Annotated in this window: 20 protein-coding genes; 15 read left to right on the plus strand and 5 right to left on the minus strand. The window is 61.3% G+C overall.

Annotated elements, in window-relative coordinates:
* The first annotated feature begins 7 nt into the window (after positions 1–7).
* Complete coding sequence (locus ACW9I6_RS00060; RefSeq protein WP_003212140.1) at positions 8–280, plus strand: TfoX/Sxy family protein; 273 nt, start codon at positions 8–10, stop codon at positions 278–280.
* Between the two features lie 249 nt (positions 281–529).
* Here ACW9I6_RS00060 and ACW9I6_RS00065 read toward each other — a convergent pair whose 3' ends face one another.
* Genes ACW9I6_RS00065 through ACW9I6_RS00075 form a run of 3 tightly spaced genes read right to left on the minus strand, consistent with a single transcriptional unit; the run spans position 530 to position 3,209 of the window.
* On the minus strand, positions 530–1,297 hold the full coding sequence (locus tag ACW9I6_RS00065) for a heme ABC transporter ATP-binding protein (protein WP_457338628.1): 768 nt from the start codon (positions 1,295–1,297) through the stop codon (positions 530–532).
* Positions 1,297–2,334, minus strand: a complete 1,038-nt coding sequence (locus tag ACW9I6_RS00070) for a FecCD family ABC transporter permease (protein ID WP_003212144.1) — start codon at positions 2,332–2,334, stop codon at positions 1,297–1,299. Before ACW9I6_RS00070 ends, ACW9I6_RS00065 begins: the two co-directional genes overlap by 1 nt.
* Positions 2,331–3,209 carry a heme/hemin ABC transporter substrate-binding protein gene (locus ACW9I6_RS00075; RefSeq protein ID WP_177021517.1) on the minus strand — a complete coding sequence of 293 codons (879 nt, stop codon included), beginning with the start codon at positions 3,207–3,209 and terminating at the stop codon, positions 2,331–2,333. The genes ACW9I6_RS00070 and ACW9I6_RS00075 overlap by 4 nt, the downstream gene beginning before the upstream one ends.
* 207 nt (positions 3,210–3,416) lie before the next feature.
* On the opposite strand from ACW9I6_RS00075, the gene ACW9I6_RS00080 reads away from it, so the two are divergent.
* A complete protein-coding gene (locus ACW9I6_RS00080) occupies positions 3,417–3,734 on the plus strand; it encodes a Rieske (2Fe-2S) protein (protein WP_003212149.1) in 318 nt (105 codons plus the stop codon).
* Here the strand turns inward: ACW9I6_RS00080 and sfsA are convergent.
* Both sfsA and ACW9I6_RS00090 read right to left on the minus strand, forming a co-directional pair.
* Positions 3,731–4,444: a DNA/RNA nuclease SfsA gene (gene sfsA / locus ACW9I6_RS00085; RefSeq protein ID WP_003212151.1), complete on the minus strand. Its 714-nt coding sequence runs from the start codon at positions 4,442–4,444 to the stop codon at positions 3,731–3,733. The genes ACW9I6_RS00080 and sfsA overlap by 4 nt on opposite strands.
* Positions 4,444–5,616: a pyridoxal phosphate-dependent aminotransferase gene (locus ACW9I6_RS00090; RefSeq protein ID WP_008436881.1), complete on the minus strand. Its 1,173-nt coding sequence runs from the start codon at positions 5,614–5,616 to the stop codon at positions 4,444–4,446. The genes sfsA and ACW9I6_RS00090 overlap by 1 nt, the downstream gene beginning before the upstream one ends.
* A 321-nt stretch (positions 5,617–5,937) precedes the next feature.
* On the opposite strand from ACW9I6_RS00090, the gene dksA reads away from it, so the two are divergent.
* The 13 genes from dksA to ACW9I6_RS00155 all read left to right on the plus strand — a co-directional run bounded on the left by dksA (position 5,938) and on the right by ACW9I6_RS00155 (position 22,545).
* Positions 5,938–6,372: an RNA polymerase-binding protein DksA gene (gene dksA, locus ACW9I6_RS00095; RefSeq protein WP_003212154.1), complete on the plus strand. Its 435-nt coding sequence runs from the start codon at positions 5,938–5,940 to the stop codon at positions 6,370–6,372.
* 84 nt (positions 6,373–6,456) lie between these two features.
* Entirely contained in the window at positions 6,457–7,344 is an 888-nt protein-coding gene (gene gluQRS / locus ACW9I6_RS00100) for a tRNA glutamyl-Q(34) synthetase GluQRS (protein ID WP_457338629.1), read from the plus strand.
* Between the two features lie 62 nt (positions 7,345–7,406).
* Entirely contained in the window at positions 7,407–7,583 is a 177-nt protein-coding gene (locus tag ACW9I6_RS00105) for a hypothetical protein (protein WP_003176118.1), read from the plus strand.
* Complete coding sequence (locus ACW9I6_RS00110; protein WP_023659379.1) at positions 7,567–10,521, plus strand: sensor histidine kinase; 2,955 nt, start codon at positions 7,567–7,569, stop codon at positions 10,519–10,521. The genes ACW9I6_RS00105 and ACW9I6_RS00110 overlap by 17 nt, the downstream gene beginning before the upstream one ends.
* A gap of 22 nt (positions 10,522–10,543) precedes the next feature.
* Positions 10,544–11,983 carry a sigma-54-dependent transcriptional regulator gene (locus ACW9I6_RS00115; protein WP_003212159.1) on the plus strand — a complete coding sequence of 480 codons (1,440 nt, stop codon included), beginning with the start codon at positions 10,544–10,546 and terminating at the stop codon, positions 11,981–11,983.
* A gap of 711 nt (positions 11,984–12,694) precedes the next feature.
* Positions 12,695–14,101, plus strand: a complete 1,407-nt coding sequence (locus tag ACW9I6_RS00120; protein WP_003212161.1) for a polynucleotide adenylyltransferase PcnB — start codon at positions 12,695–12,697, stop codon at positions 14,099–14,101.
* A gap of 4 nt (positions 14,102–14,105) precedes the next feature.
* Complete coding sequence (gene folK, locus ACW9I6_RS00125) at positions 14,106–14,594, plus strand: 2-amino-4-hydroxy-6-hydroxymethyldihydropteridine diphosphokinase (RefSeq protein ID WP_087693395.1); 489 nt, start codon at positions 14,106–14,108, stop codon at positions 14,592–14,594.
* 348 nt (positions 14,595–14,942) lie between these two features.
* Positions 14,943–15,743 carry a 3-methyl-2-oxobutanoate hydroxymethyltransferase gene (gene panB, locus ACW9I6_RS00130; RefSeq protein ID WP_457338630.1) on the plus strand — a complete coding sequence of 267 codons (801 nt, stop codon included), beginning with the start codon at positions 14,943–14,945 and terminating at the stop codon, positions 15,741–15,743.
* Positions 15,740–16,591 (plus strand): pantoate--beta-alanine ligase, encoded by an 852-nt coding sequence (gene panC / locus ACW9I6_RS00135; RefSeq protein ID WP_457338631.1) that lies wholly within the window; start codon positions 15,740–15,742, stop codon positions 16,589–16,591. Before panB ends, panC begins: the two co-directional genes overlap by 4 nt.
* A gap of 225 nt (positions 16,592–16,816) precedes the next feature.
* Positions 16,817–18,481, plus strand: coding sequence for a glucose-6-phosphate isomerase (gene pgi / locus ACW9I6_RS00140; protein ID WP_076013744.1), 1,665 nt, complete (start codon positions 16,817–16,819; stop codon positions 18,479–18,481).
* A 184-nt stretch (positions 18,482–18,665) separates the two neighbouring features.
* A complete protein-coding gene (acs, locus tag ACW9I6_RS00145) occupies positions 18,666–20,603 on the plus strand; it encodes an acetate--CoA ligase (protein WP_457338632.1) in 1,938 nt (645 codons plus the stop codon).
* Positions 20,604–20,609: 6 nt separating this feature from the next.
* Positions 20,610–21,485 carry an oxygenase MpaB family protein gene (locus ACW9I6_RS00150; RefSeq protein ID WP_177037060.1) on the plus strand — a complete coding sequence of 292 codons (876 nt, stop codon included), beginning with the start codon at positions 20,610–20,612 and terminating at the stop codon, positions 21,483–21,485.
* Between the two features lie 43 nt (positions 21,486–21,528).
* A complete protein-coding gene (locus tag ACW9I6_RS00155) occupies positions 21,529–22,545 on the plus strand; it encodes a class I SAM-dependent rRNA methyltransferase (RefSeq protein WP_102368082.1) in 1,017 nt (338 codons plus the stop codon).
* The last annotated feature ends 52 nt before the right edge of the window (positions 22,546–22,597 follow it).

Below are 22,597 nucleotides of genomic sequence, written 5' to 3' on the forward strand. Positions count from 1 at the left end.
AGGCTTGATGAATGATGAGCTGCAACACCTGAAAAACCTTGGCAAGACGTCGGCGCAATGGCTGCATGCGGTGGGCATCCACAGTGCGTCCGACCTACGCCGCCTGGGGGCAGTCGACGCGTACCGTGCCGTACGCACCCGCGGTTTCAGGGCATCCAAAGTGTTGTTGTATGCCATTGAAGGCGCGCTGATGGATGTGCACTGGAATGACATTCCCGTTGAACGCAAGGAAGCTTTAAATCGTCAATTGGACGCTCTGACGGCACGCCAAAAGAATTGAGACGCCAACTTGCACCCGCGTTTACGGGGATTCCAAGCAGAAGTTTGAGGAAATTCGAAGAGGCCGCAAAAACAAATGTTGACTCTCAAATGAGAATCGTTATGATTATCACAACTGGTCGCGAGATCAGCCGATAACTGAAAGACCATTGGTTCGGACTCTCAGATTATCTCCTCATCAGGCTAATCACGGTTATTTGACCCGGCTCTTGCCGGGTCTTTTTTTGCCCATAAAAAACTGCGGCGATTTTCAGCGGGCAATGATCAACGGATGGCCGCGCTCCGGATGCGGCTGCACCAACACATCCAGCCCGAATACCGCCCTCAGCGGCTCAGGCCGCAACACCTGTGCCGGTGTGTCCAACGCATGGGGCCGGCCATCTTCCAGCAACAGGATGCGATCACAGTAGCGCGCCGCCAGGTTCAGGTCGTGAAGGATCACCAGCACCGCCGCGCCACGGTCGGCAAAGCGGCGGATCGCCTGCAAGGTGGTGTGCTGGTGCAGCGGGTCAAGCATTGACGTCGGCTCATCCAGCAACAAGGTCTGCCCCGCCTCACCCGGCCATAGCTGCGCCAACACCCGTGCGAGATGCACACGCTGCCGCTCGCCGCCCGACAACGCCAGATAGCTGCGCCCGCTCAAATGGCTAACGTCGGCAGCCTGCAAGGCAGCATTGATGATTTCATCGTCACGCACCCGGCCCGTCTGATGAGGCAAGCGCCCCATGCCCACCACCTCTTCGACGCGAAAGGCAAAGTCCAGGGTCGAGGTCTGCGGCAACACCGCCAGCCGCTGGGCACGCTGCGCTCCGCCCCAGTCTTTCAACTCACGCTGATCCAGCCACACAAGGCCTTGGTCGGGCTGCAACTCGCCGCATAACGCACCGAGCAATGTACTTTTTCCCGCACCGTTGGGGCCCAATACGCCGAGCACTTCTCCTGGCAGCAGGTCCAGGGTGATGTCCGCCAGCACAGTTTTGCGCCCACGGCGGATCTGCAGGTCTTCTACTCGCAGCATCAGGCGCGCCCTCGTAACAACAGGTAGAGGAAAAACGGCGCACCGATAAACGCGGTAACAATGCCGATCGGTAATTCCGCCGGCGCCAAGGCCAGGCGCGCCACCAGATCGGCAAACAACAGCAAACTCGCCCCCGCCAGCACCGAGGCTGGCAGCAGCACCCGATGATCCGGCCCCGCCAGCAGGCGTACCAGATGCGGCACCACCAGCCCGACAAAGCCGATCATCCCCGCAGCCGCCACGGCCGCGCCCACGCCCAGCGCGGTGCAGAACACCAGTTCGCGCTTGAGGCCTTCAACATCAATGCCCAAGTGACTCGCTTCCGACTCACCCAGCAGGAGTGCATTCAGCGCCTTGGCCCGGCGCGGCAGCCACAGTGCTACGCCGGCGCTGACCAGCAGCAGCGGCCATAAGCGCGAGTAGCTGGCGCCATTCAGGCTGCCCAGGTTCCAGAACGTCAGGGTGCGCAAGGTAGCGTCATCTGCCAGGTAGGTGAACAGGCCCACCGCCGAACTGGCGAGCGCCGTCAGGGCGATACCCGCCAGCAACATGGTCGCGACGTTGGTTTGGCCGTTGCGCCGCCCCAGGCGATAGACCAGCGCTGTTACCCCCAAACCGCCGAGGAAGGCACACAACGACAGCAGATAAGGCCCGAGGGCATCCGGCAAACCGCCAAAAAACGAACCACCGACAATCGCAATCGCCGCGCCCAACGCTGCACCGCTGGAAACCCCGACCAACCCGGGATCAGCCAAGGGGTTGCGAAACAGCCCCTGCATTGCAACGCCGGAAAGTGCCAGAACCCCACCGACGGCCAATCCCAGCAACGTACGCGGCAGGCGAATCTGCCCGAGGATCAACTCCGCCTGCTCCAGGCCTTGGGCCTCGATTGGCACACCCATCAAGCGTAAGGCTGCCCGCAGTGTGTCCATTAACGGCAGACTCACCGGCCCCAGGGCCAATGACAACCAGATCGCCAGTACACACAGCAGACTCAAGCCGATAAACAGGGTTCGCGGTTTAACCAGAGTGGTCATGGGGCGGTATTAGCCTGAGACGGATAGAACCCGGCAGACAGCTTCACCAGGCTTTGCGGCAAGCGTGGCCCAAGCCCACCCACCAGCAGCGTCGGGTCCAGTTCATAGACGCGTCCATTCCTGGCCGCTGGCGTCGAAGCCAGGATCGGGTTTTCCTTGAACAACGCGGCGCGGGCCGCATCCCCGGTCAAAGCGCGATCGGCAAACACCAGCACCTCAGGATTGAGCCCCGCCAGCGACTCTACGGAAAACGGCTTGTAACCATCGTGGGTCGCCAGGTTATGGCCGCCGGCCTGCTGCAACATCCAGTCAGCCGCCGTGTCTTTGCCCGCAATCAGCGGTTTGCCGCCGGCATGTCCCAGCAGCAACAGCACTCCAGGCGCCTTTTGAGTGGCCTGGGCCTTGGCCACCCAGTTCTTTTGTTGGTCAAGTTGTTGCTGATAGTCACTGAACAGTTCTGCAGCCTTCGCTTCGTTACCCAGCAGCTTGCCCAAATGCTGAAGGTTGCCCTGCAGCGTCGGCAGATCCGGCTCGGCTGAAAACAGCTCCACTTTCACACCGGCATTGCGGATTTGCGCCAACACCGGTGGCGGCCCCATTTCCTCGGTGCCCACCAGGATTTGCGGGCGCAGGCTCAGAATGCCTTCCGCCGACAACTGACGCTGGTAACCAATGCTCGGCAACGCCTTGAGGGATTCCGGATGCTGGCTGGTGGTATCCACGCCCACCAGCTTTGACTCACCGCCCAGGGCCGTCACCCATTCCGACAACGCACCACCGGCGCTGACCCAGCGTTGTGGCAGTTCAGAGGCCTGGGCCCCAGCGTTGACCAGCAGTCCGACAACGAGCGCGATAGCACTGGCACTCAGGCGCATAAAAGGGTTTCCTTCCAAGGGGTGAGCCCGCTGAAACACTCGCAATGTGACAGATCAAGGCTGCCCGACATCGTACAGAGCGCCCAGTCAGCTTACGGGCGAAGCCGGCATTTGATAATTGTTTGCATTTGCACGTCAAGCACCGGGCTCTGCGGCAAAAACCAGGATAGCCTTACAGCCCGCAAACGGCGGCACTTAAGGATCGATATGAAGTTTCTCTGCGCCTCCAGCGAACTCGCACCCAACGCCAGCCTCGGTTTCGATATCGACGGCCGCAAGCTGTTTGCCGTGCGCCGCGAAGGCATTGCCTACTTCTATATCAACCGCTGCCCACATCGCGGGGTGCCGCTGGAATGGCAGCCGCACCAGTTTCTCGACCCCAGCGCCAGCCTGATCCAGTGCGCCACCCATGGCGCGCTGTTCCTGATCGAAAGCGGTGAGTGCGTCGCCGGCCCTTGCGCCGGCCAGAGCCTGACAGCCCTGCCCGGCCGCGAGGACGAACAAGGCCTGTGGGTACAACTCTAGTCGCCGAGCAATACTTCCAGCCGGCGATCGACGCAGATTTCCTCTGACGTCACTCGCACGCCATAGGCTAGCACCTCGACGCCCGCCGCCTTGGCCTCACGCAACGCCGCCGCATAACCGGCATCAATTTCTTCGGCAGGACGCACCGCATCGATCCCCGAGAGGTTGACGCAGTACAACTGCACTGCCCGTACACCCTCACGCGCCAGATGCGCCAGCTCACGCAGATGCTTGGCACCGCGCTGGGTCACGGCATCGGGAAACGCCGCCGTCGAGGTCCCGTCAAACCCGAGGGTGACGCTTTTGACTTCGACATATGCCGCGCCCGCCGGGTAGTCCAGGCGGAAATCGATCCGGCTGTTTTCCTGGCCGTAGGCGACTTCGCGTTTCAAGGCGGTAAAGCCATTGAGCTCGGTGATAACCCCCGCGCGCAGCGCTTCTTCAACCAACTGATTGGCCCGCGCCGTGTTCACACACGCCAGGCGCCCTTGTGGGGTTTCGCTGATTTCCCAGGTGCCTGGCAGCTTGCGCTTGGGGTCATTGGAGCGGCTGAACCAGACCTGGCCACCTTCCACCATGCAGTTGAACATCGAGCCGGTGTTCGGGCAGTGAATGGTCAACAACTCGCCGGTAACGGTTTCGATATCGGCGAGAAAACGCTTGTAGCGGCGGATCAGCCGGCCTTCTTCAAGGGGAGGATTAAAGCGCATCAGCCTTGCCAACTCCGCAGGCCGCGGGCAATCCGTTCAACGGCTTGCTGTAGGCGATCAAGGTTTTGCGTGTAGGCAAAACGCACATGGTGACCGGCTTGATAACGGCCGAAATCCAGGCCCGGCGTGAACGCAACGTGCTCGGTTTCGAGGAAGTGCCGGCAGAACGCGAAGGCATCGCCGCCGAATGCGCTGATATCGGCATACAGGTAGAACGCGCCTTCCGGCTCCACGGCAATACCGAAACCCAACTCGCGCAACGCTGGCAGCAGGAAGTCGCGACGCCGGCCAAACTCGGCCCGGCGATCTTCAAGAATGTTCAATGTTTGCGGGGTGAAGCAGGCCAGGGCCGCATGCTGGGCCATGCTCGGCGCGCTGATGTAGAGATTCTGCGCCAGTTTCTCCAGCTCACCCACCGCAGCAGGCGGCGCCACCAGCCAGCCCAGGCGCCAGCCGGTCATTCCGAAATACTTCGAAAAACTATTTAGAACGAAGGCTTCATCGTCGACTTCCAGCACGCTGGCGGCATCGGTGCCATAGGTCAGGCCGTGGTAGATCTCATCCACCACCAAATGCCCATTGCGCGCCTTGATGGCGCTCGACAACCCCGCCAACTCGTCCCGCGTCAGGATGGTGCCGGTAGGGTTGGCAGGCGACGCGACCAACGCGCCCACGCTGTCCTGATCCCAATGGCGCGCCACCAGGTCGGCGGTCAGTTGATAACGCACCTCGGGGCCGACCGGGACCAGTTGGGCCGCGCCCTCCACCAGCCGCAGGAAGTGGCGGTTGCAGGGGTAGCCTGGGTCTGCCAGCAGCCAGTGCTTGCCGGGGTCCACCAGCAGGCTGCTCGCCAGCAACAAGGCTCCCGAGCCGCCGGGTGTAATCAGAATTCGCTCGGGATCGATGCTCAACCCGTAGCGCTGCTGGTAGAAACCGCTGATGGCTTGCCGCAACTCCGGTAGCCCGCGGGCCGCGGTATAGCGGGTCTTGCCATTGGCCAGCGCCGCCTGCCCGGCCTTGATGATGGGTTCGGCGGTGGTGAAGTCCGGCTCGCCGATTTCCAGGTGAATCACGTCGTGACCGGCGGCCTGCAATTCATTGGCCCGCGCCAGCAACGCCATGACATGGAAAGGTTCGATAGCGCGGCTGCGCGCACTGTAGGGCTGAGCCATTAGCCTTCCTTAACTCTGAGGACAAACCCCGATTCTACCCAACCCGCCGCGCAAAACCTGCTCTATTGCCCCAAGACATGTAGCAAGCACGGCAAGCAACTACCTGCAAAACAGCTAAAATCAACATTCGAGACCGTACAAGCCCGCCCTGCTGGGGCCTGCGGCGGTTTGCAAGCCTCAGGAGACGGTGCCTCGACAACCGGGAGTGGCGCACCCCGAATCTATCTGGTAAGTTCGCCCGCTTGCAGCCGCAGGGCCGGCAGGTGTCGGTGATGTTGCAATCCTGCGCAATGGATTAGAAGAGTGAGAGGCGGTCCATTCATGCCCACCCAAGCAAAGCAACAGAGCATCAGCGGCTTCCAACCCTACGTCGAGGCGAAGGGTGAGGAATACATGGGCAAGCCCATGCGCGAACACTTCTCCAAGATCCTGAAGCAGTGGAAACAGGACTTGATGCAAGAGGTCGACCGTACCGTTGACCATATGAAGGACGAAGCGGCCAACTTCCCGGACCCGGCAGACCGTGCCAGCCAGGAAGAAGAGTTCGCCCTTGAACTGCGCGCCCGTGATCGCGAGCGCAAGCTGATCAAGAAGATCGACAAGACCCTGCAACTCATCGAAGACGAAGAGTACGGCTGGTGCGAGTCCTGCGGCGTCGAGATTGGTATTCGCCGCCTGGAAGCGCGTCCTACTGCCGACCTGTGCGTGGACTGCAAGACCTTGGCTGAAATCAAGGAAAAACAGGTCGGCAAGTAATCATTGCCGGGCTGAACAAATGGGGCGTGCGAACGCCCCATTTTTGTTTCTGGCGTTTGCTGGTTTTCCAGTAATATCCGGCCCATGACAGCCTCCTCCTATATCGGGCGTTTCGCCCCCACGCCCAGCGGACACCTGCACTTCGGTTCCCTGGTCGCCGCCCTCGCCTCCTACCTCGACGCCCGTGCCAACCAAGGCCGCTGGCTGATGCGCATGGAAGACCTCGACCCGCCACGGGAAGAGCCCGGCGCCCAGGCCGCAATCCTGAATGCCCTGGAACGCTATGGTTTTGAATGGGACGGGGAGTTGGTCCGACAAAGCGAGCGGCACGATGCCTACGCTGAAGTGCTCAACCGCCTGTTCAATCATGGCCTGGCCTACGCCTGCACCTGCTCGCGCAAGCAACTGGAGCCCTATGCCGGGATTTATCCGGGACTGTGCCGCAATGCCGGGCATGACCAGCAAGATGCCGCCATCCGCCTGCGAGTGCCGGAGTTGGAGTACCACTTTACCGACCGCGTACAAGGCAAATTCCGACAGCATCTGGGTCGCGACGTAGGCGACTTCATCATCCGCCGTCGCGACGGCCTGTATGCCTACCAACTGGCGGTAGTCCTCGATGATGCCTGGCAAGGTGTGACCGACATCGTGCGTGGCGCCGACCTGCTCGACTCCACGCCGCGCCAACTGTATCTGCAAGAATTGCTGGGCCTGCGCCAACCGCGTTACCTGCATGTGCCGCTGATCATCCAGCCGGACGGTAACAAGCTGGGCAAATCCTACCGCTCACCGCCCTTGACCACTGATCAGGCCACGCCTTTGCTGTTAAGAGCACTGCGCGCCCTGGGCCAGCCGGCGGGCGACGAACTGCACCACGCCAGCCCACGGGAACTGCTGGATTGGGGCATTGAACACTGGGATGCCACACAGATCCCGCGCACACTCACGCTGGCCGAAGCGCAATTGCGCTGAAGGCGCTTGCAGCTTGCGAGCCATCCGTTACCATCGCCGCAGTTTTTCAATCAGAGGCCAACATGTACATCTATCGATTGGTCCTGCTGCTGGTCGTCGGGATCTACCTGTTTTCTCCCGCCATCATGGATTGGTGGATCGACGCCACAGGCGCCTGGTACCGGCCCTATCTGCTTTGGCTGATTCTGATCGTCGTGACTTTCATCCTGCAGAGCCAAAAAGATGCCGATGAGCTTTAGCCTGACCGAGATGCTGCTGATCAGCGCCGCCTACCTGGCCGCGTTGTTCGGGGTAGCCTGGATCAGTGAACGTGGGATGATTCCGCGGGCGATCATTCGCCATCCGTTGACCTACACCTTGTCGTTGGGCGTGTACGCGAGTGCCTGGGCGTTTTATGGCACCGTGGGCCTGGCCTATCAGTATGGATACGGCTTTCTTTCGAGTTATCTCGGGGTGTCCGGCGCGTTCTTGCTGGCGCCGGTGCTGTTGTATCCGATCCTGAAAATCACCCGCACCTATCAGTTGTCGTCCCTGGCCGACCTGTTTGCGTTCCGTTTTCGCAGTACCTGGGCCGGTGCGCTGACCACGATTTTCATGCTGATTGGCGTGCTGCCGTTGCTGGCATTGCAGATCCAGGCCGTGGCCGACTCCATCAGCATCCTGACCCGCGAACCGGTGCAGCACCGCGTGGCATTGAGCTTCTGCGCGCTGATCACTCTGTTCACGATTTTCTTCGGCTCACGGCATATCGCCACCCGTGAAAAACATGAAGGACTGGTGTTTGCGATCGCGTTTGAATCGGTGATCAAGCTGATCGCCATCGGCGGTGTCGGTCTGTACGCGTTGTATGGCGTATTCGACGGCCCGCAACAGCTGGAACTGTGGCTGCTGCAAAACCAGACCGCCCTGGCCGCACTGCACACGCCGTTGCAGGAAGGCCCATGGCGCACGCTGCTATTGGTGTTCTTCGCCTCGGCGATTGTGATGCCGCACATGTACCACATGACCTTCACCGAAAACCTCAACCCGCGCTCGCTGGTCAGCGCCAGCTGGGGCTTGCCGCTGTTCCTGCTGTTGATGAGCCTGGCGGTGCCGCTGATCCTGTGGGCCGGCCTGAAACTTGGCGCCACCACCAATCCCGAATACTTCACGCTGGGCGTGGGTATTGCCGCCAACAGCAAATCCCTCGCATTGCTGGCCTATGTCGGCGGATTATCGGCCTCCAGCGGGCTGATCATCGTCAGTACCCTGGCGCTGTCGGGGATGGCGCTGAATCACCTGGTGCTGCCGCTCTACCAGCCGCCGGCCGAAGGCAATATCTACCGCTGGCTGAAATGGACCCGCCGGGCCCTGATCGTCGCGATCATCATGGCCGGCTATGGCTTCTACCTGTTGCTGGGTGCAGAACAGGACCTGGCCAACCTGGGCATCGTTGCCTTCGTTGCCACCTTGCAGTTCCTGCCGGGCGTGCTGTCGGTGCTGTACTGGCCGACCGCCAACCGCCGAGGCTTTATCGCCGGTTTGCTCGCCGGGATCCTGGTATGGACCGTGACCATGCTGCTGCCGCTGGTGGGCAACCTGCAGGGCTTCTACATCCCGCTGCTGAACATGATCTACGTGCTGGATGACACCAGTTGGCACATGGCGGCAATTGCCTCGCTGGCGGCCAACGTGCTGATGTTCACCCTGATCTCGCTGTTCACCAACGCCAGCCCCGAAGAAACCAGCGCTGCCGAAGCCTGCGCAGTGGACAACGTCCGTCGCCCGCAACGCCGCGAACTGCACGCCGCCTCACCCCAGGAATTCGCCACGCAACTGGCCAAGCCGCTGGGCGCCAAGGCCGCACAAAAGGAGGTCGAGCAGGCCCTGCGCGATCTCTACTTGCCGTTCGACGAGCGCCGGCCTTATGCCCTGCGCCGCCTTCGGGACCGTATCGAAGCCAACCTTTCCGGCCTGATGGGCCCGAGCGTGTCCCAGGACATGGTCGAGACCTTCCTGCCCTACAAGGCCGGCGGCGAAAACTACGTGACCGAAGACATCCACTTCATCGAGAGCCGGCTGGAGGATTACCACTCCCGCCTCACCGGCCTTGCCGCCGAACTCGACGCCCTGCGCCGCTATCACCGCCAGACGTTGCAGGAACTGCCGATGGGCGTCTGCTCCCTGGCCAAGGATCAAGAGATCCTGATGTGGAACAAGGCCATGGAAGAGCTCACCGGCATCGCCGCCCAACGTGTGGTGGGCTCGCGCCTGAACACCATTGGCGACCCGTGGAAAGAATTGCTCCAGGGCTTCATCAACCTGCCCGACGAACACTTGCACAAACAGCACCTGGCGCTGGATGGCCAGACCCGCTGGCTCAACCTGCACAAGGCCGCCATCGACGAGCCACTGGCGCCCGGCAACAGCGGCCTGGTGCTGCTGGTGGAAGACCTGACCGAAACCCAGATGCTCGAAGACAAGCTGGTGCACTCCGAGCGCCTGGCCAGCATCGGGCGCCTGGCCGCGGGTGTGGCCCATGAAATCGGCAATCCGATCACCGGTATCGCCTGCCTCGCGCAAAACCTGCGGGAAGAGCGCGAAGAAGACGGCGAAATCATCGAAATCAGCGGGCAGATTCTCGAGCAGACCAAGCGTGTTTCGCGCATCGTGCAGTCGCTGATGAGCTTTGCCCACGCGGGCGCCCATCAGAATCACGACGAAGCGGTGTGCCTGGCCGAAGTGGCCCAGGATGCCATTGGGCTGCTGGCCTTGAACCGGCGCAATTTCGAAGTACAGTTCTTCAACCTGTGCGACCCGGAACACTGGGTCGACGGTGATTCACAACGCCTGGCCCAAGTGCTGATCAACCTGCTGTCCAACGCCCGCGACGCATCGCCGGCCGGCAGCGCAGTACGGGTCAAGAGCGAGGCTTTCGAGCACACGGTCGATCTGATCGTCGAGGACGAAGGCAGCGGCATTCCACAGAACATCATGGATCGATTGTTCGAACCCTTCTTCACCACCAAGGATCCGGGTGAAGGTACCGGTCTGGGCCTTGCACTGGTCTATTCCATCGTTGAAGAGCATTATGGACAAATCACCATCGACAGCCCGGCTGACACCGAAAGCCAACGCGGCACCCGTATTCGGGTGACCTTGCCGCGTCATGTCGAAGCGACGTCCGCTGTGAACTGAGACCGTCGAGAGAGTTGAATCAATGCCGCACATTTTGATCGTCGAAGACGAAACCATTATCCGCTCTGCCTTGCGTCGCCTGCTTGAACGTAATCAGTACCAGGTCAGCGAAGCCGGCTCGGTGCAGGAAGCCCAAGAGCGTTTCAGCATTCCCACGTTCGACCTGATCGTCAGTGACCTGCGTTTGCCAGGCGCCCCCGGCACCGAGCTGATCAAGCTCGGCCAAGGCACTCCGGTGCTGATCATGACCAGCTACGCCAGCCTGCGCTCGGCCGTGGACTCCATGAAGATGGGCGCGGTGGACTACATCGCCAAGCCCTTCGACCACGACGAAATGCTCCAGGCCGTAGCGCGAATCCTGCGTGACCGTCAATCGGCCAGCAGCGCACCGGCTGAACGCCCGGCAGCGGGCAAGGCCGCCAATGGTTCTGAAAAACCCGGTATTGATAACAGTAACGGCGAAATCGGCATCATCGGCTCCTGCCCACCCATGCAGGACCTGTACAGCAAGATCCGCAAAGTGGCGCCAACCGACTCCAATGTACTGATCCAGGGCGAGTCCGGTACCGGTAAAGAACTGGTGGCCCGTGCCCTGCACAACCTGTCCAAGCGCGCCAAGGCACCGATGATCTCGGTGAACTGCGCGGCGATCCCCGAATCCCTGATCGAATCCGAATTGTTCGGCCATGAAAAAGGCGCCTTTACCGGCGCCAGTGCTGGCCGTGCGGGTTTGGTTGAAGCCGCCGACGGCGGCACGCTGTTCCTCGACGAGATTGGCGAGCTGCCGCTGGAAGCCCAGGCACGCTTGCTGCGGGTACTCCAGGAAGGCGAAATACGTCGCGTCGGTTCGGTACAGTCGCAAAAGGTCGACGTACGACTGATTGCGGCCACTCACCGTGACCTGAAGAGCCTGGCCAAGATTGGCCAGTTCCGTGAAGACCTTTATTACCGCCTGCACGTGATAGCTCTCAAACTGCCGGCCCTGCGTGAGCGCGGCGCCGACGTCAACGAAATCGCCACGGCCTTCCTGGCGCGCCAGAGTGCGCGCATCAACCGTACCGACCTGAAGTTTGCTGCCGATGCCGAGCAGGCGATTCGTCACTACTCCTGGCCGGGTAACGTGCGGGAGCTGGAAAACGCGGTAGAGCGTGCGGTGATTCTGTCGGAGAGCCCGGAAATTTCCGCCGAGCTGCTGGGGATCGATATCGAGCTCAGCGACCTGGATGATGATGACTTCATCGGTTTGCCACCGCAGCAAGGTGGCGGCAGTAACAACAGCCACGAGCCGACAGAAGATTTGTCACTGGAAGATTACTTCCAGCATTTCGTGCTGGAGCACCAGGACCACATGACCGAGACCGAACTGGCGCGCAAACTGGGCGTCAGCCGTAAATGCCTGTGGGAACGGCGCCAGCGCTTGGGTATCCCGCGGCGCAAGACCGGGGTTGCCAGCGAAAGCTGAGTGGGTTGCCCCCACAGGTAACACCCTCAGATGTGAAAAAACTGTTACCGCTGATTTTTCACGTAACAAAAGCCGGGGCTTACGGTAACGAAGCCCCGGCTTTTTTTCGCCTTCAACAAACCCGAAAACGCCCCGAACCCCTTATTTTGCTGGGCCTCGCAAAAGTTGGCACGCACCCTGCTATATGCTTAGTACAAAAACAATAACAAGCAAATGTACAAGACAATAAAAATAAGACGAATCGACTCACGCATAACAAAAACAACACGGCGGAGGCGCAGCTAACTGATTCTTTTGGAGAGGCGTTGCATTTGGGGCTTGCCCCGCAACCAGGCCGAGAACAACAAAAACTGCCCTAAGGCAGAGCCTGAACTGGTTGGATCGTAGATCAGCAACACAGCGACCAAAGCAATCCGTTTGCTCTTGGCTCCCGATTGGGAGTGTCATGAAGGTGAAGCTTCATGGCGAGGGCGATCAACAAAAACAAGAAGCCCGAAACCAATAATAAAAATAGAGCACGCAACTACTTCTGGGGGAGCTTCGGCTCCCCTTGTAGTTTCCGCGATTTGGCACCTGCCACCCTTCTTTTAAGCTTCTGGCTCAAGCCTTGCAGCTAGTTCCTACACCATCCCCTGACTAAATGCTAGAATCCCGGCCCATCATGCGGTCATTCTTCGTTATGGCCGAACATTCCTTCAAACAGTGCATCCCATGCTGAAGAAGTTGTTCCAGTCATTCCGTTCTCCCTTGCGTCGTACGCAACACAAACGCAGCACGCCTGAAGTGCTCAATAGCAGCCAGCATTCGCTGCAACGCGCCCAGTTCAGCCGTTATGCGGTGAACATCGTCGAACGTTTGCAGAACGCCGGCTACCAGGCCTACCTGGTTGGCGGTTGCGTGCGCGACATGTTGCTCAATATCACTCCCAAGGATTTCGACGTCGCCACCAGCGCCACGCCGGAACAAGTGCGTGCCGAATTCCGCAATGCGCGGATCATCGGCCGGCGCTTCAAGTTGGTGCACATCCACTTTGGTCGCGAGATCATCGAGGTCGCGACCTTCCGCGCCAACCATCCGCAAAACGATGAAGAAGAAGACACTAACCAGTCTTCCCGCAACGAAAGCGGGCGCATCCTGCGGGACAACGTCTACGGCACCCTGGAAGAAGACGCGCAACGCCGCGACTTCACCATCAATGCCCTGTATTACGACCCGGTCAGCGAGCGCATTCTCGATTACGCCAATGGCGTACACGACATCCGCAACAACCTGCTGCGCCTGATCGGCGACCCGACGCAACGCTACCAGGAAGACCCGGTGCGCATGCTGCGGGCCGTGCGTTTCGCCGCCAAGCTGAACTTCGGCATCGAGAAGCACACGGCCGCGCCGATTCGCGACCTGGCGCCGATGCTGCGGGAAATCCCGTCGGCACGCCTGTTCGAAGAGGTGCTCAAGCTGTTCCTCTCCGGCTATGCTGCCGACACCTTCGAAATGCTGGTTGACCTGCAGTTGTTCGACCCACTGTTCCCGGCCAGCGCCGAAGCACTGGAGTACAACCCGACCTACACCCACACGCTGATCAGCGAAGCCTTGATCAACACCGACCTGCGCATCAAGCAGAACAAACCGGTAACCCCGGCGTTCCTGTTTGCCGCCCTGTTGTGGCCAGCGCTTCCAAAACGCGTCATGCGCTTGCAAGACCGTGGCATGCCGGCAATTCCGGCCATGCAGGAAGCCGCTCACGAGCTGATCGCCGAGCAATGCCAGCGCATCGCTATCCCGAAACGCTTCACCATGCCGATCCGCGAGATCTGGGACATGCAGGAGCGCCTGCCACGCCGCAGCGGCAAACGCGCCGATCTGCTGCTGGACAACCCGCGCTTCCGTGCCGGCTATGACTTCCTGCTGCTGCGCGAAAGCGCCGGCGAGCAGACCGACGGCCTGGGCGAATGGTGGACCGACTACCAGGACGCCAACGACAGCCAGCGCCGCGAGATGATCAAAGAGCTCAGCAGCAAAGGCGAAGCCACCGGCGATGGCCCGAAAAAACGTCGCCGCAGCAGTGGCAGCAAGCGCAAACGCAGCGCTGGCGATTCATCGAGCGCGTCGGGCGAGTAAGCACGTGGAACGTATCTACGTCGGCATGGGCAGCAACCTGGCTGCCCCTGAACAACAATTGCGCGACGCCATCGAGGCCCTCGCGCAATTGCCGGACACCACGCTGGCGGGCGTCTCCGCCTTCTATCAAAGTGATTCCCTGCTCCCGGGCCAGCCGCGCTATACCAATGCGGTCGCGGCCCTGGACAGCGCGCTTGCACCACTGGAACTGCTCGATGCGCTGCAAGCCATCGAGAATGACCAGGGCCGCGAGCGTCTTGAGCGTTGGGGCCCGCGCACCCTGGACCTGGATGTCCTGGTGTTTGGCGACCGACTGATCGATGAGCCGCGCCTGAAGGTGCCGCACTATCAAATGCACCTGCGGGCGTTCGTGCTTTACCCGCTGGCAGAACTGGCCCCGGCCAGCCTGCAACTGGCCGATGGCCGCCTGCTCGGCGACCTGCTGGATGCCTGCCCGTTTGTCGGCCTGGAACGCCTGCCTTCAAACCTGTAGGAGCGAGCTTGCTCGCGAAGAACCTGAGAACACCGATGGGCGCCAGGCTTCCCGCGTCATCATTGACGACCTTCGCGAGCAAGCTCGCTCCTGCATTTACTACGCATCATTTACTGCTGAATCGCATCAGTAACAGCGGTAACACCACCGCCGTAACAATGCGGTAACACATCCAATTGACTTCCAGAGTCCTCCTCACGACTATAGGCGTCCCGCTGCCGCCTACCCGGCGCTAAAGGGCGCAATCCAGGCCTTATAAGCACTGATCCTTAAGAAAGTGCGCCTGTATAAACGAAGACTCACGCGCGTTACTCGCTGTTTCCAAGCGCCTGAATGAGGACCCTTTTCATGCCAAACGTTACCCTGAGCACCTTGCAGAGCCTCAAGCTCAAAGGTGAAAAGATCACCATGCTGACCTGCTACGACGCCACTTTTGCCCAGGCCAGCAGCCAGGCAGGAGTTGAAGTGTTGCTGGTGGGGGACTCCCTGGGCATGGTTCTACAAGGGAATGACAGCACCCTGCCCGTCACCAATGATGAAATCGCTTACCACACGGCCTGCGTCAAGCGCGGCAACGAAGGCGCCTTCATCATTGCCGACCTGCCCTTCATGGCCGATGCCACCATCGAACAGACCCTGACCAACAGTGCTCAACTGATGCGTGCCGGTGCACACATGATCAAGGTTGAAGGTGCCGCCTGGCTCGCCGAGTCGATTCGTTTGCTGGCTGAACGCGGCGTACCGGTTTGCGCGCACATGGGCCTGACGCCACAGTCAGTGAATATCCTCGGCGGCTACAAGGTGCAAGGCCGCGGCGAAGCCCAGGCGCGCCAGATGCGGGCCGATGCCATCGCCCTTGAACAGGCCGGTGCGTGCATGATTCTGCTCGAATGCGTGCCAAGCGAGCTGGCAGCGGAAATCACCCAGGCCGTTAAAGTACCGGTGATCGGTATCGGCGCCGGTTCTGCCACAGACGGCCAGGTATTGGTACTGCATGACATGCTGGGCCTGTCCCTTACCGGCCGCGCACCCAAGTTCGTGAAGAACTTCATGGCGGGCCAGGACAGCATCCAATCAGCCCTCGCCGCCTATGTCAGCGAAGTCAAAGCCATCACCTTCCCGGGCGCCGAACACGGATTCTCCGCATGAACACCGTCAAGACCGTGCGCGAACTGCGCGCCGCCGTCACCCATGCCCGCAGCGCGGGCAAACGCATCGGCTTCGTGCCCACCATGGGCAACCTGCACAGCGGCCATGCCACGCTGGTCACCAAGGCTGCGCAACAAGCCGATTTCGTGGTGGCGAGCATTTTCGTCAACCCGCTGCAATTTGGCGCCGGCGAAGACCTGGACAAATACCCGCGCACCCTGGCGGCCGACCAGGAGAAGCTCTTGCAAGCCGGTTGCAACCTGCTGTTCGCCCCGACCGTCGACGAAATGTACCCCGACGGCATGGCCGGCCAGACTCGCGTCAGCGTGCCGCAACTGTCCGAAGGCCTGTGCGGCGCCAGCCGGCCCGGGCATTTTGAAGGCGTGGCCACGGTGGTCAGCAAGCTGTTCAACATGGTCCAGCCGGACCTGGCGATCTTTGGCCAGAAGGACTACCAGCAACTGGCGGTGATTCGCGCCATGGTCCATGACCTGAACATGCCGATCCAGATTATCGGCGAGCCGACCGTGCGCGCCGACGACGGCCTCGCGCTGTCGTCGCGCAATGGTTACCTCACCGACGAGCAGCGCGCGATCGCACCGATGCTGTACCGCAGCCTCAGCCAGATCGCCGCCGCCATTGAAGCGGGCGACCGCGACTTCGCCAAACTGCGCGCCGCACAGGTCCAGCAGATCGAAGCGGCAGGTTTTCGCATGGACTACCTGGAGGTTCGCCAGGGCCTGCACCTGCGTCCGGCCACCGCCGAAGACAAGGACCTGGTGATCCTGGTCGCCGCCTACCTGGGCGCCACCCGGCTGATCGACAACCTGCATCTGCACCTGAACTGACCCCGCCGCACACCCCGCCTGTTGCACTGCCTGATCGGCCGGTATAAAAAAGTACCGGCCACAGCGCAGACAAAGCCAAGACAGATCGACACGCTAGGTTTAATGTATTCGCCCTACGCTCTTCGTTGGCGTTGACCGGAGCCTGTCATCTTCACAAAGACAGGACATTCCCGGCTTTCAAGTGTCCTAAAAGCAGTCCCAGCAATAAAAAGGAAACCCGCAGCGATGGCGTACTACCGCACTCCTCATGACGTTACCGCTCTGCCCGCCTGGCAAGCGCTCAATCAACATCGCCAAGCCATGCAGGATTTCAGCATGCGCGAAGCCTTTAATGCCGATCCCCAGCGCTTTACCCAGTTCACCTTGAGCAGCTGCGGACTTTTCCTCGATTACTCGAAAAACCTGATCACCAGCGAAACCCGCGACCTGCTGGTAGGCCTGGCCAAGGAAGTCGACCTTCAGGGCGCGATCAAGTCGCTGTTCAACGGCGAGCCGGTCAACTCTTCCGAAGGCCGCCCGGCGCTGCACACCGCACTGCGTCGCCCGGTGGGTGACAAGCTGTCGGTCAACGGCGTGAACATCATGCCGGACGTGCACAAGGTGCTGAACCAGATCACTGACCTGGTCGGCCGCATCCACGACGGCCTGTGGCGTGGCTACACCGAGAAGCCAATCACCGACGTGGTGAACATCGGTATCGGTGGCTCGTTCCTCGGCCCGGAGCTGGTGTCTGAAGCGCTGTTGTCCTACGCCCACAAAGGCGTGCGCTGCCATTACCTGGCGAACATCGACGGCAGTGAGTTCCACGAGCTGACCATGAAGCTGCGCGCCGAGACCACGCTGTTCATCGTCTCGTCAAAATCCTTCAACACCCTCGAAACCCTGAAAAACGCCCAGGCCGCCCGCGCCTGGTACCTGGCCCAGGGTGGCTCGGAAGCCGAGCTGTATCGCCACTTCATCGCCGTATCGAGCAACAACGCGGCGGCCGTGGCCTTCGGTATCCGCGAAGAGAACATTTTCCCGATGTGGGACTGGGTGGGCGGTCGTTACTCGCTGTGGTCGGCCATCGGCCTGCCCATCGCGCTGGCCATCGGCATGTCCAACTTCAAGGAACTGCTGTCCGGCGCCTACACCATGGACCAGCATTTCCAGACCGCTCCATTCGAGGCGAACATGCCGGTGCTGCTCGGCCTGCTGGGCGTGTGGTACGGCAACTTCTGGGGCGCGCAGAGCCACGCAATCCTGCCGTACGATCACTACCTGCGTAACATCACCAAGCACCTGCAACAGCTGGACATGGAATCCAACGGCAAGAGCGTGCGCCAGGACGGTACGCCGGTTTCCACCGACACCGGCCCGGTTATCTGGGGCGGCGTAGGCTGCAACGGCCAGCATGCTTACCACCAGCTGCTGCACCAGGGCACCCAACTGATCCCGGCCGACTTCATCGTGCCGATCGTCAGCTTCAACCCGGTCTCCGACCACCATCAGTGGCTGTACGCCAACTGCCTGTCCCAGAGCCAGGCCCTGATGCTCGGCAAGACCCGCAGCGAAGCTGAAGCCGAGCTGCGCGACAAAGGCATGGACGAGGCCGAAGTGCAGAAGCTGGCACCGCACAAGGTGATCCCGGGCAACCGTCCGAGCAACACCATTGTGGTTGAACGCATCAGCCCTCGCCGTCTTGGTGCACTGGTGGCGATGTATGAGCATAAAGTGTTCGTGCAGAGCGTCATCTGGGGCATCAACGCGTTCGACCAGTGGGGCGTGGAGCTGGGCAAGGAGCTGGGCAAAGGCGTCTACAACCGCCTGACCGGCACCGAAGAACAGCCTGCGGACGATGCGTCCACCCAGGGGTTGATCAACTACTTCCGCGGCCGTCACCGCGGTTGATGGTATCAGCACTACAATGAGGGTCTGAACCTGCGGGAGCGGACCCTTGTAGGAGCTGGCTTGCCAGCGATGCAAACACCTCGGTGAAACTCAATACCGAGGTGATGCAATCGCTGGCAATCCAGCTCCTACGAGGGTCGCAAAGCTCCCCTCTTGTCGCAAAAAACAAGAATAAGGATCCCTCATGTTCGATATCAGCACGTTCCCCGCCGCCGATGCCGTCCGCCGGGCTGCGCAACTCAGTCAAGAGGACTACCAGCGCCTCTACCGCCAATCCGTCGAGCAACCCGATACGTTCTGGGCCGAACAGGCCAAGCGTTTTCTCGACTGGACCACGCCCTGGCAGACCGTCCAGAAATCCGACATCAAGACCGGCGCCGCGCAATGGTTTGCCGGAGGCCAACTGAACGTCAGTTACAACTGCATCGACCGTCACCTCGCGCAACGCGCTGATCAGCCGGCCTTCATCTGGGAGGGCGGTGATCCTGCGACGTCTTCCAAAATTACCTACCGCCAGCTCCACCAAAACGTCAGCCGCCTGGCCAACGTGCTGAAAAGCCGTGGCGTAAAGAAAGGCGACCGCGTGTGTATCTACATGCCGATGATTCCCGAGGCGGCCTACGCGATGCTGGCCTGTACGCGGATTGGTGCGGTGCATTCGGTGGTGTTTGGCGGATTCTCGCCGGACGCCCTGCGCGACCGCATTCTCGACGCCGATTGCCACACGGTGATCACCGCCGATGAAGGCGTGCGCGGCGGCAAGCCGGTGGCGCTGAAACAGAATGTCGACAAGGCTCTGGCCAGTTGCCCGGGTGTCAGCACGGTACTGGTGGTGCAGCGCACTGGCGCGGCAGTCAATTGGACTGAAGGGCGCGACCTCAAGTATCAACAGGCCCTGGATGCAGCCAGCGACGACTGCCCGCCCGAGCCGATGGATGCGGAAGACCCGCTGTTTATCCTCTACACCTCCGGCAGCACCGGCAAACCCAAAGGTGTGTTGCACACCACCGGCGGTTACCTGCTGCAGGCGGCGATGACCTTCAAGTACGTGCTCGATTACCGCGAAGGCGAAGTGTTCTGGTGCACCGCCGATGTCGGCTGGGTCACCGGCCACAGCTATATCGTGTACGGGCCACTGGCCAATGGTGCGACCTCGCTGATGTTCGAAGGCGTGCCGAGCTACCCGGACAGCTCGCGGTTCTGGCAGGTGATCGACAAACACAAGGTCAACATCTTCTACACAGCGCCGACCGCGTTACGCGCGCTGATGCGGGAAGGCCACGGCCCACTGGAAAACACTTCCCGCGCCAGCCTGCGCCTGCTGGGCAGTGTCGGCGAGCCAATCAACCCGGAAGCCTGGGACTGGTACTTCAATGCCGTGGGCGAACAACGCTGCCCGATTGTCGACACCTGGTGGCAGACCGAAACCGGCGGCATCATGCTCAGCCCGCTGGTCAGCGCCCAGCGGATCAAGCCCGGCTGCGCCACCCAGCCGATGTTTGGCGTGGTGCCGGTGCTGCTCGACGAGCAAGGCAAGGAAATCAGTGGCGCCGGCAGCGGCGTGCTGGCGATCAAATCCAGCTGGCCAGGGCAGATCCGCAGCGTGTACGGCGACCCGCAGCGGATGATCGACACCTATTTCAAACCCTACCCCGGCTACTACTTTACCGGCGACGGCGCGCGGCGCGACGAGGACGGTGACTACTGGATCACCGGCCGCATCGACGACGTGATCAACGTTTCCGGGCACCGCATCGGCACCGCCGAAGTCGAAAGCGCCCTGGTGCTGCATGATCAGGTCGCAGAAGCCGCGGTGGTCGGTTATCCACACGACGTAAAAGGCCAGGGCATCTATGCCTTCGTCACGCCCATGAATGGCGTCGAGCCCGACGACGCGCTGAAAAAGCACCTGTTGGACCTGGTCAGCAAGGAAATCGGCAGCTTCGCCAAGCCCGAGCTGATTCAATGGGCGCCGGCCTTGCCGAAAACCCGCTCAGGCAAGATCATGCGGCGGATCCTGCGCAAGATTGCCTGCAACGAGCTGGACAGCCTGGGGGATACGTCCACCCTCGCCGACCCGAGCGTGGTGGATGGCCTGATCGACAAGCGCCTCAACCGCTAGGAACCCATGGAATTCATTCGCAGCCGCATCGAAAACCAGCTGATGAGCCTGACCGGCTTGTCGCTGGGCCAACTCGACCTGGAGAACCCCAAGGGCGATCCGGGTCTCTTTGGGCCGAACTCGGTGAGCTGGAAGGTCCATGGCGACTTCAGCAGCATGTTGATCGGCGGCATCAGCGCGTTGATGTTGCAGGCATTGCACCCGCTGGCGTTGGCCGGCGTGTGGGACCACTCGAACTTTCGGCAGGACATGCTGGGGCGGTTACGACGCACCTCGCAGTTCATTTCCGGCACCACGTTTGGTTCGCGGCGTGACGCCGAATGGCTGATCGAGAAAGTGCGCACCATTCACCTGCAAGTGGTCGGCCATGCACCGGACGGCCGACCGTATGCCGCCAGTGATCCCGAGTTGCTGACCTGGGTGCATGTGGCGGAGGTCAGCAACTTTCTCGCGGCCCACCTGCGTTATCGCAACCCGGATTTATCTGCGAGGGATCAAGACCGGTACTACAGCGAAATCGCCCTGGTGGCCGAGCAATTGGGCGCGCGCCATGTGCCGCGTTCGCGCCAGGAAGTTTCCGATTACCTTGAGCGTATCCGCCCGCAACTGCTGTGTGACCAGCGCAGCCACGAAGTCCTGCGCCTGCTGCTCAATGCGCCGTCTCCCAGCACCCTGGCCAAGCCGTTTGGCTCGCTGATGATGCAGGCCGGTATCGACCTGCTGCCGGACTGGGCCAGCGACATGCTCGGGCAGAAGCAAAGCCCGATCCAGCGCCAGATGATTCGTGCCGGGGTCAGGCGCAGCGCGCCGTTGTTGCGCTGGGCCATGCGCAATGGTTCGGTGCAGCGGGCCCACAGGCGAATGGGCCTGCTGGAGCCATAACTGTTAAACTCCCGCGCCCCAATTACTCTGCAAGGCGCGCACTATGTCTTCCTTGAATCAGGCGCTGCGCGCCGCCCTCGATCATCGCCAGGACCTGCTCGCCGAGTTGCATGCACAAGGTACCGATTGCTATCGCCTGTTCCACGGCAGCCAGGAAGGCGCCGGCGGCCTGACGATCGACCGCTACGGCCCGCAACTGCTGGTGCAGAGTTTTCACCAGTCGCTGGAAAGCGACGACCTGTTGCACCTGCATCAAGCAATCAACCAGCACCTGGGGCTTGAACTGCTGCTGGTCTACAACGACCGCTCCCGGGGCAACTCGCGCATCGACCGTGAAGACACGGTGTACCGCGCCGAGCCCGCAGCCCTGGAAGACCTGGTCGGCCACGAATGGGGCCTCAATTACCGCGTGCGCGGCCGCCATGCCGGGCAAGACCCGCTGTTGTTCCTGGACCTGCGCAACACCCGTGGCTGGGTCAAGGCACACAGCGCCGGCAAAAGCGTGCTGAACCTGTTTGCCTACACCTGCGGCGTAGGCCTGAGTGCTGCTGCCGGTGGCGCTCGTGAGGTGTGCAACCTGGACTTTGCCGAGGGCAACCTGGCGGTCGGTCGCGAAAACGGTCAACTCAACCCGCAATTGCCGACGATGGAATTCATCCAGTCCGACTACTTCCCGGCAATCCGCCAGCTGGCCGGCCTGCCCATCAGCCAGCGTCGGGGGCAGAAGCTGCCGAGTTACCCGCGCCTGGAGCAGCGTCAATACGATCTGGTACTGCTCGACCCGCCCGCCTGGGCCAAGAGCGCCTTCGGCACCGTCGACCTGCTGCGCGACTACCAGAGCCTGCTCAAGCCGGCGCTGCTGGCCACGGCCGACAACGGCGTGCTGATCTGCTGCAACAACCTGGCGAAAGTCGGCATGGACGACTGGCGTGACCAGGTCCTGCGCTGCGCGGAAAAGGCCGGGCGCCCGGTGCGCGACTGGCAGGTCATGACACCCGGCGCAGACTTCCCGTCCCACGACCAGCAACCACCGCTGAAGACCCTGATCCTGCAACTGTAGGACTTGTCCCAAAAGGGTCAGGGCGCAGTAATAAAGGCCCGGCTCTTCGGAA

This window comes from Pseudomonas sp. SDO5522_S412 (assembly GCF_054071215.1).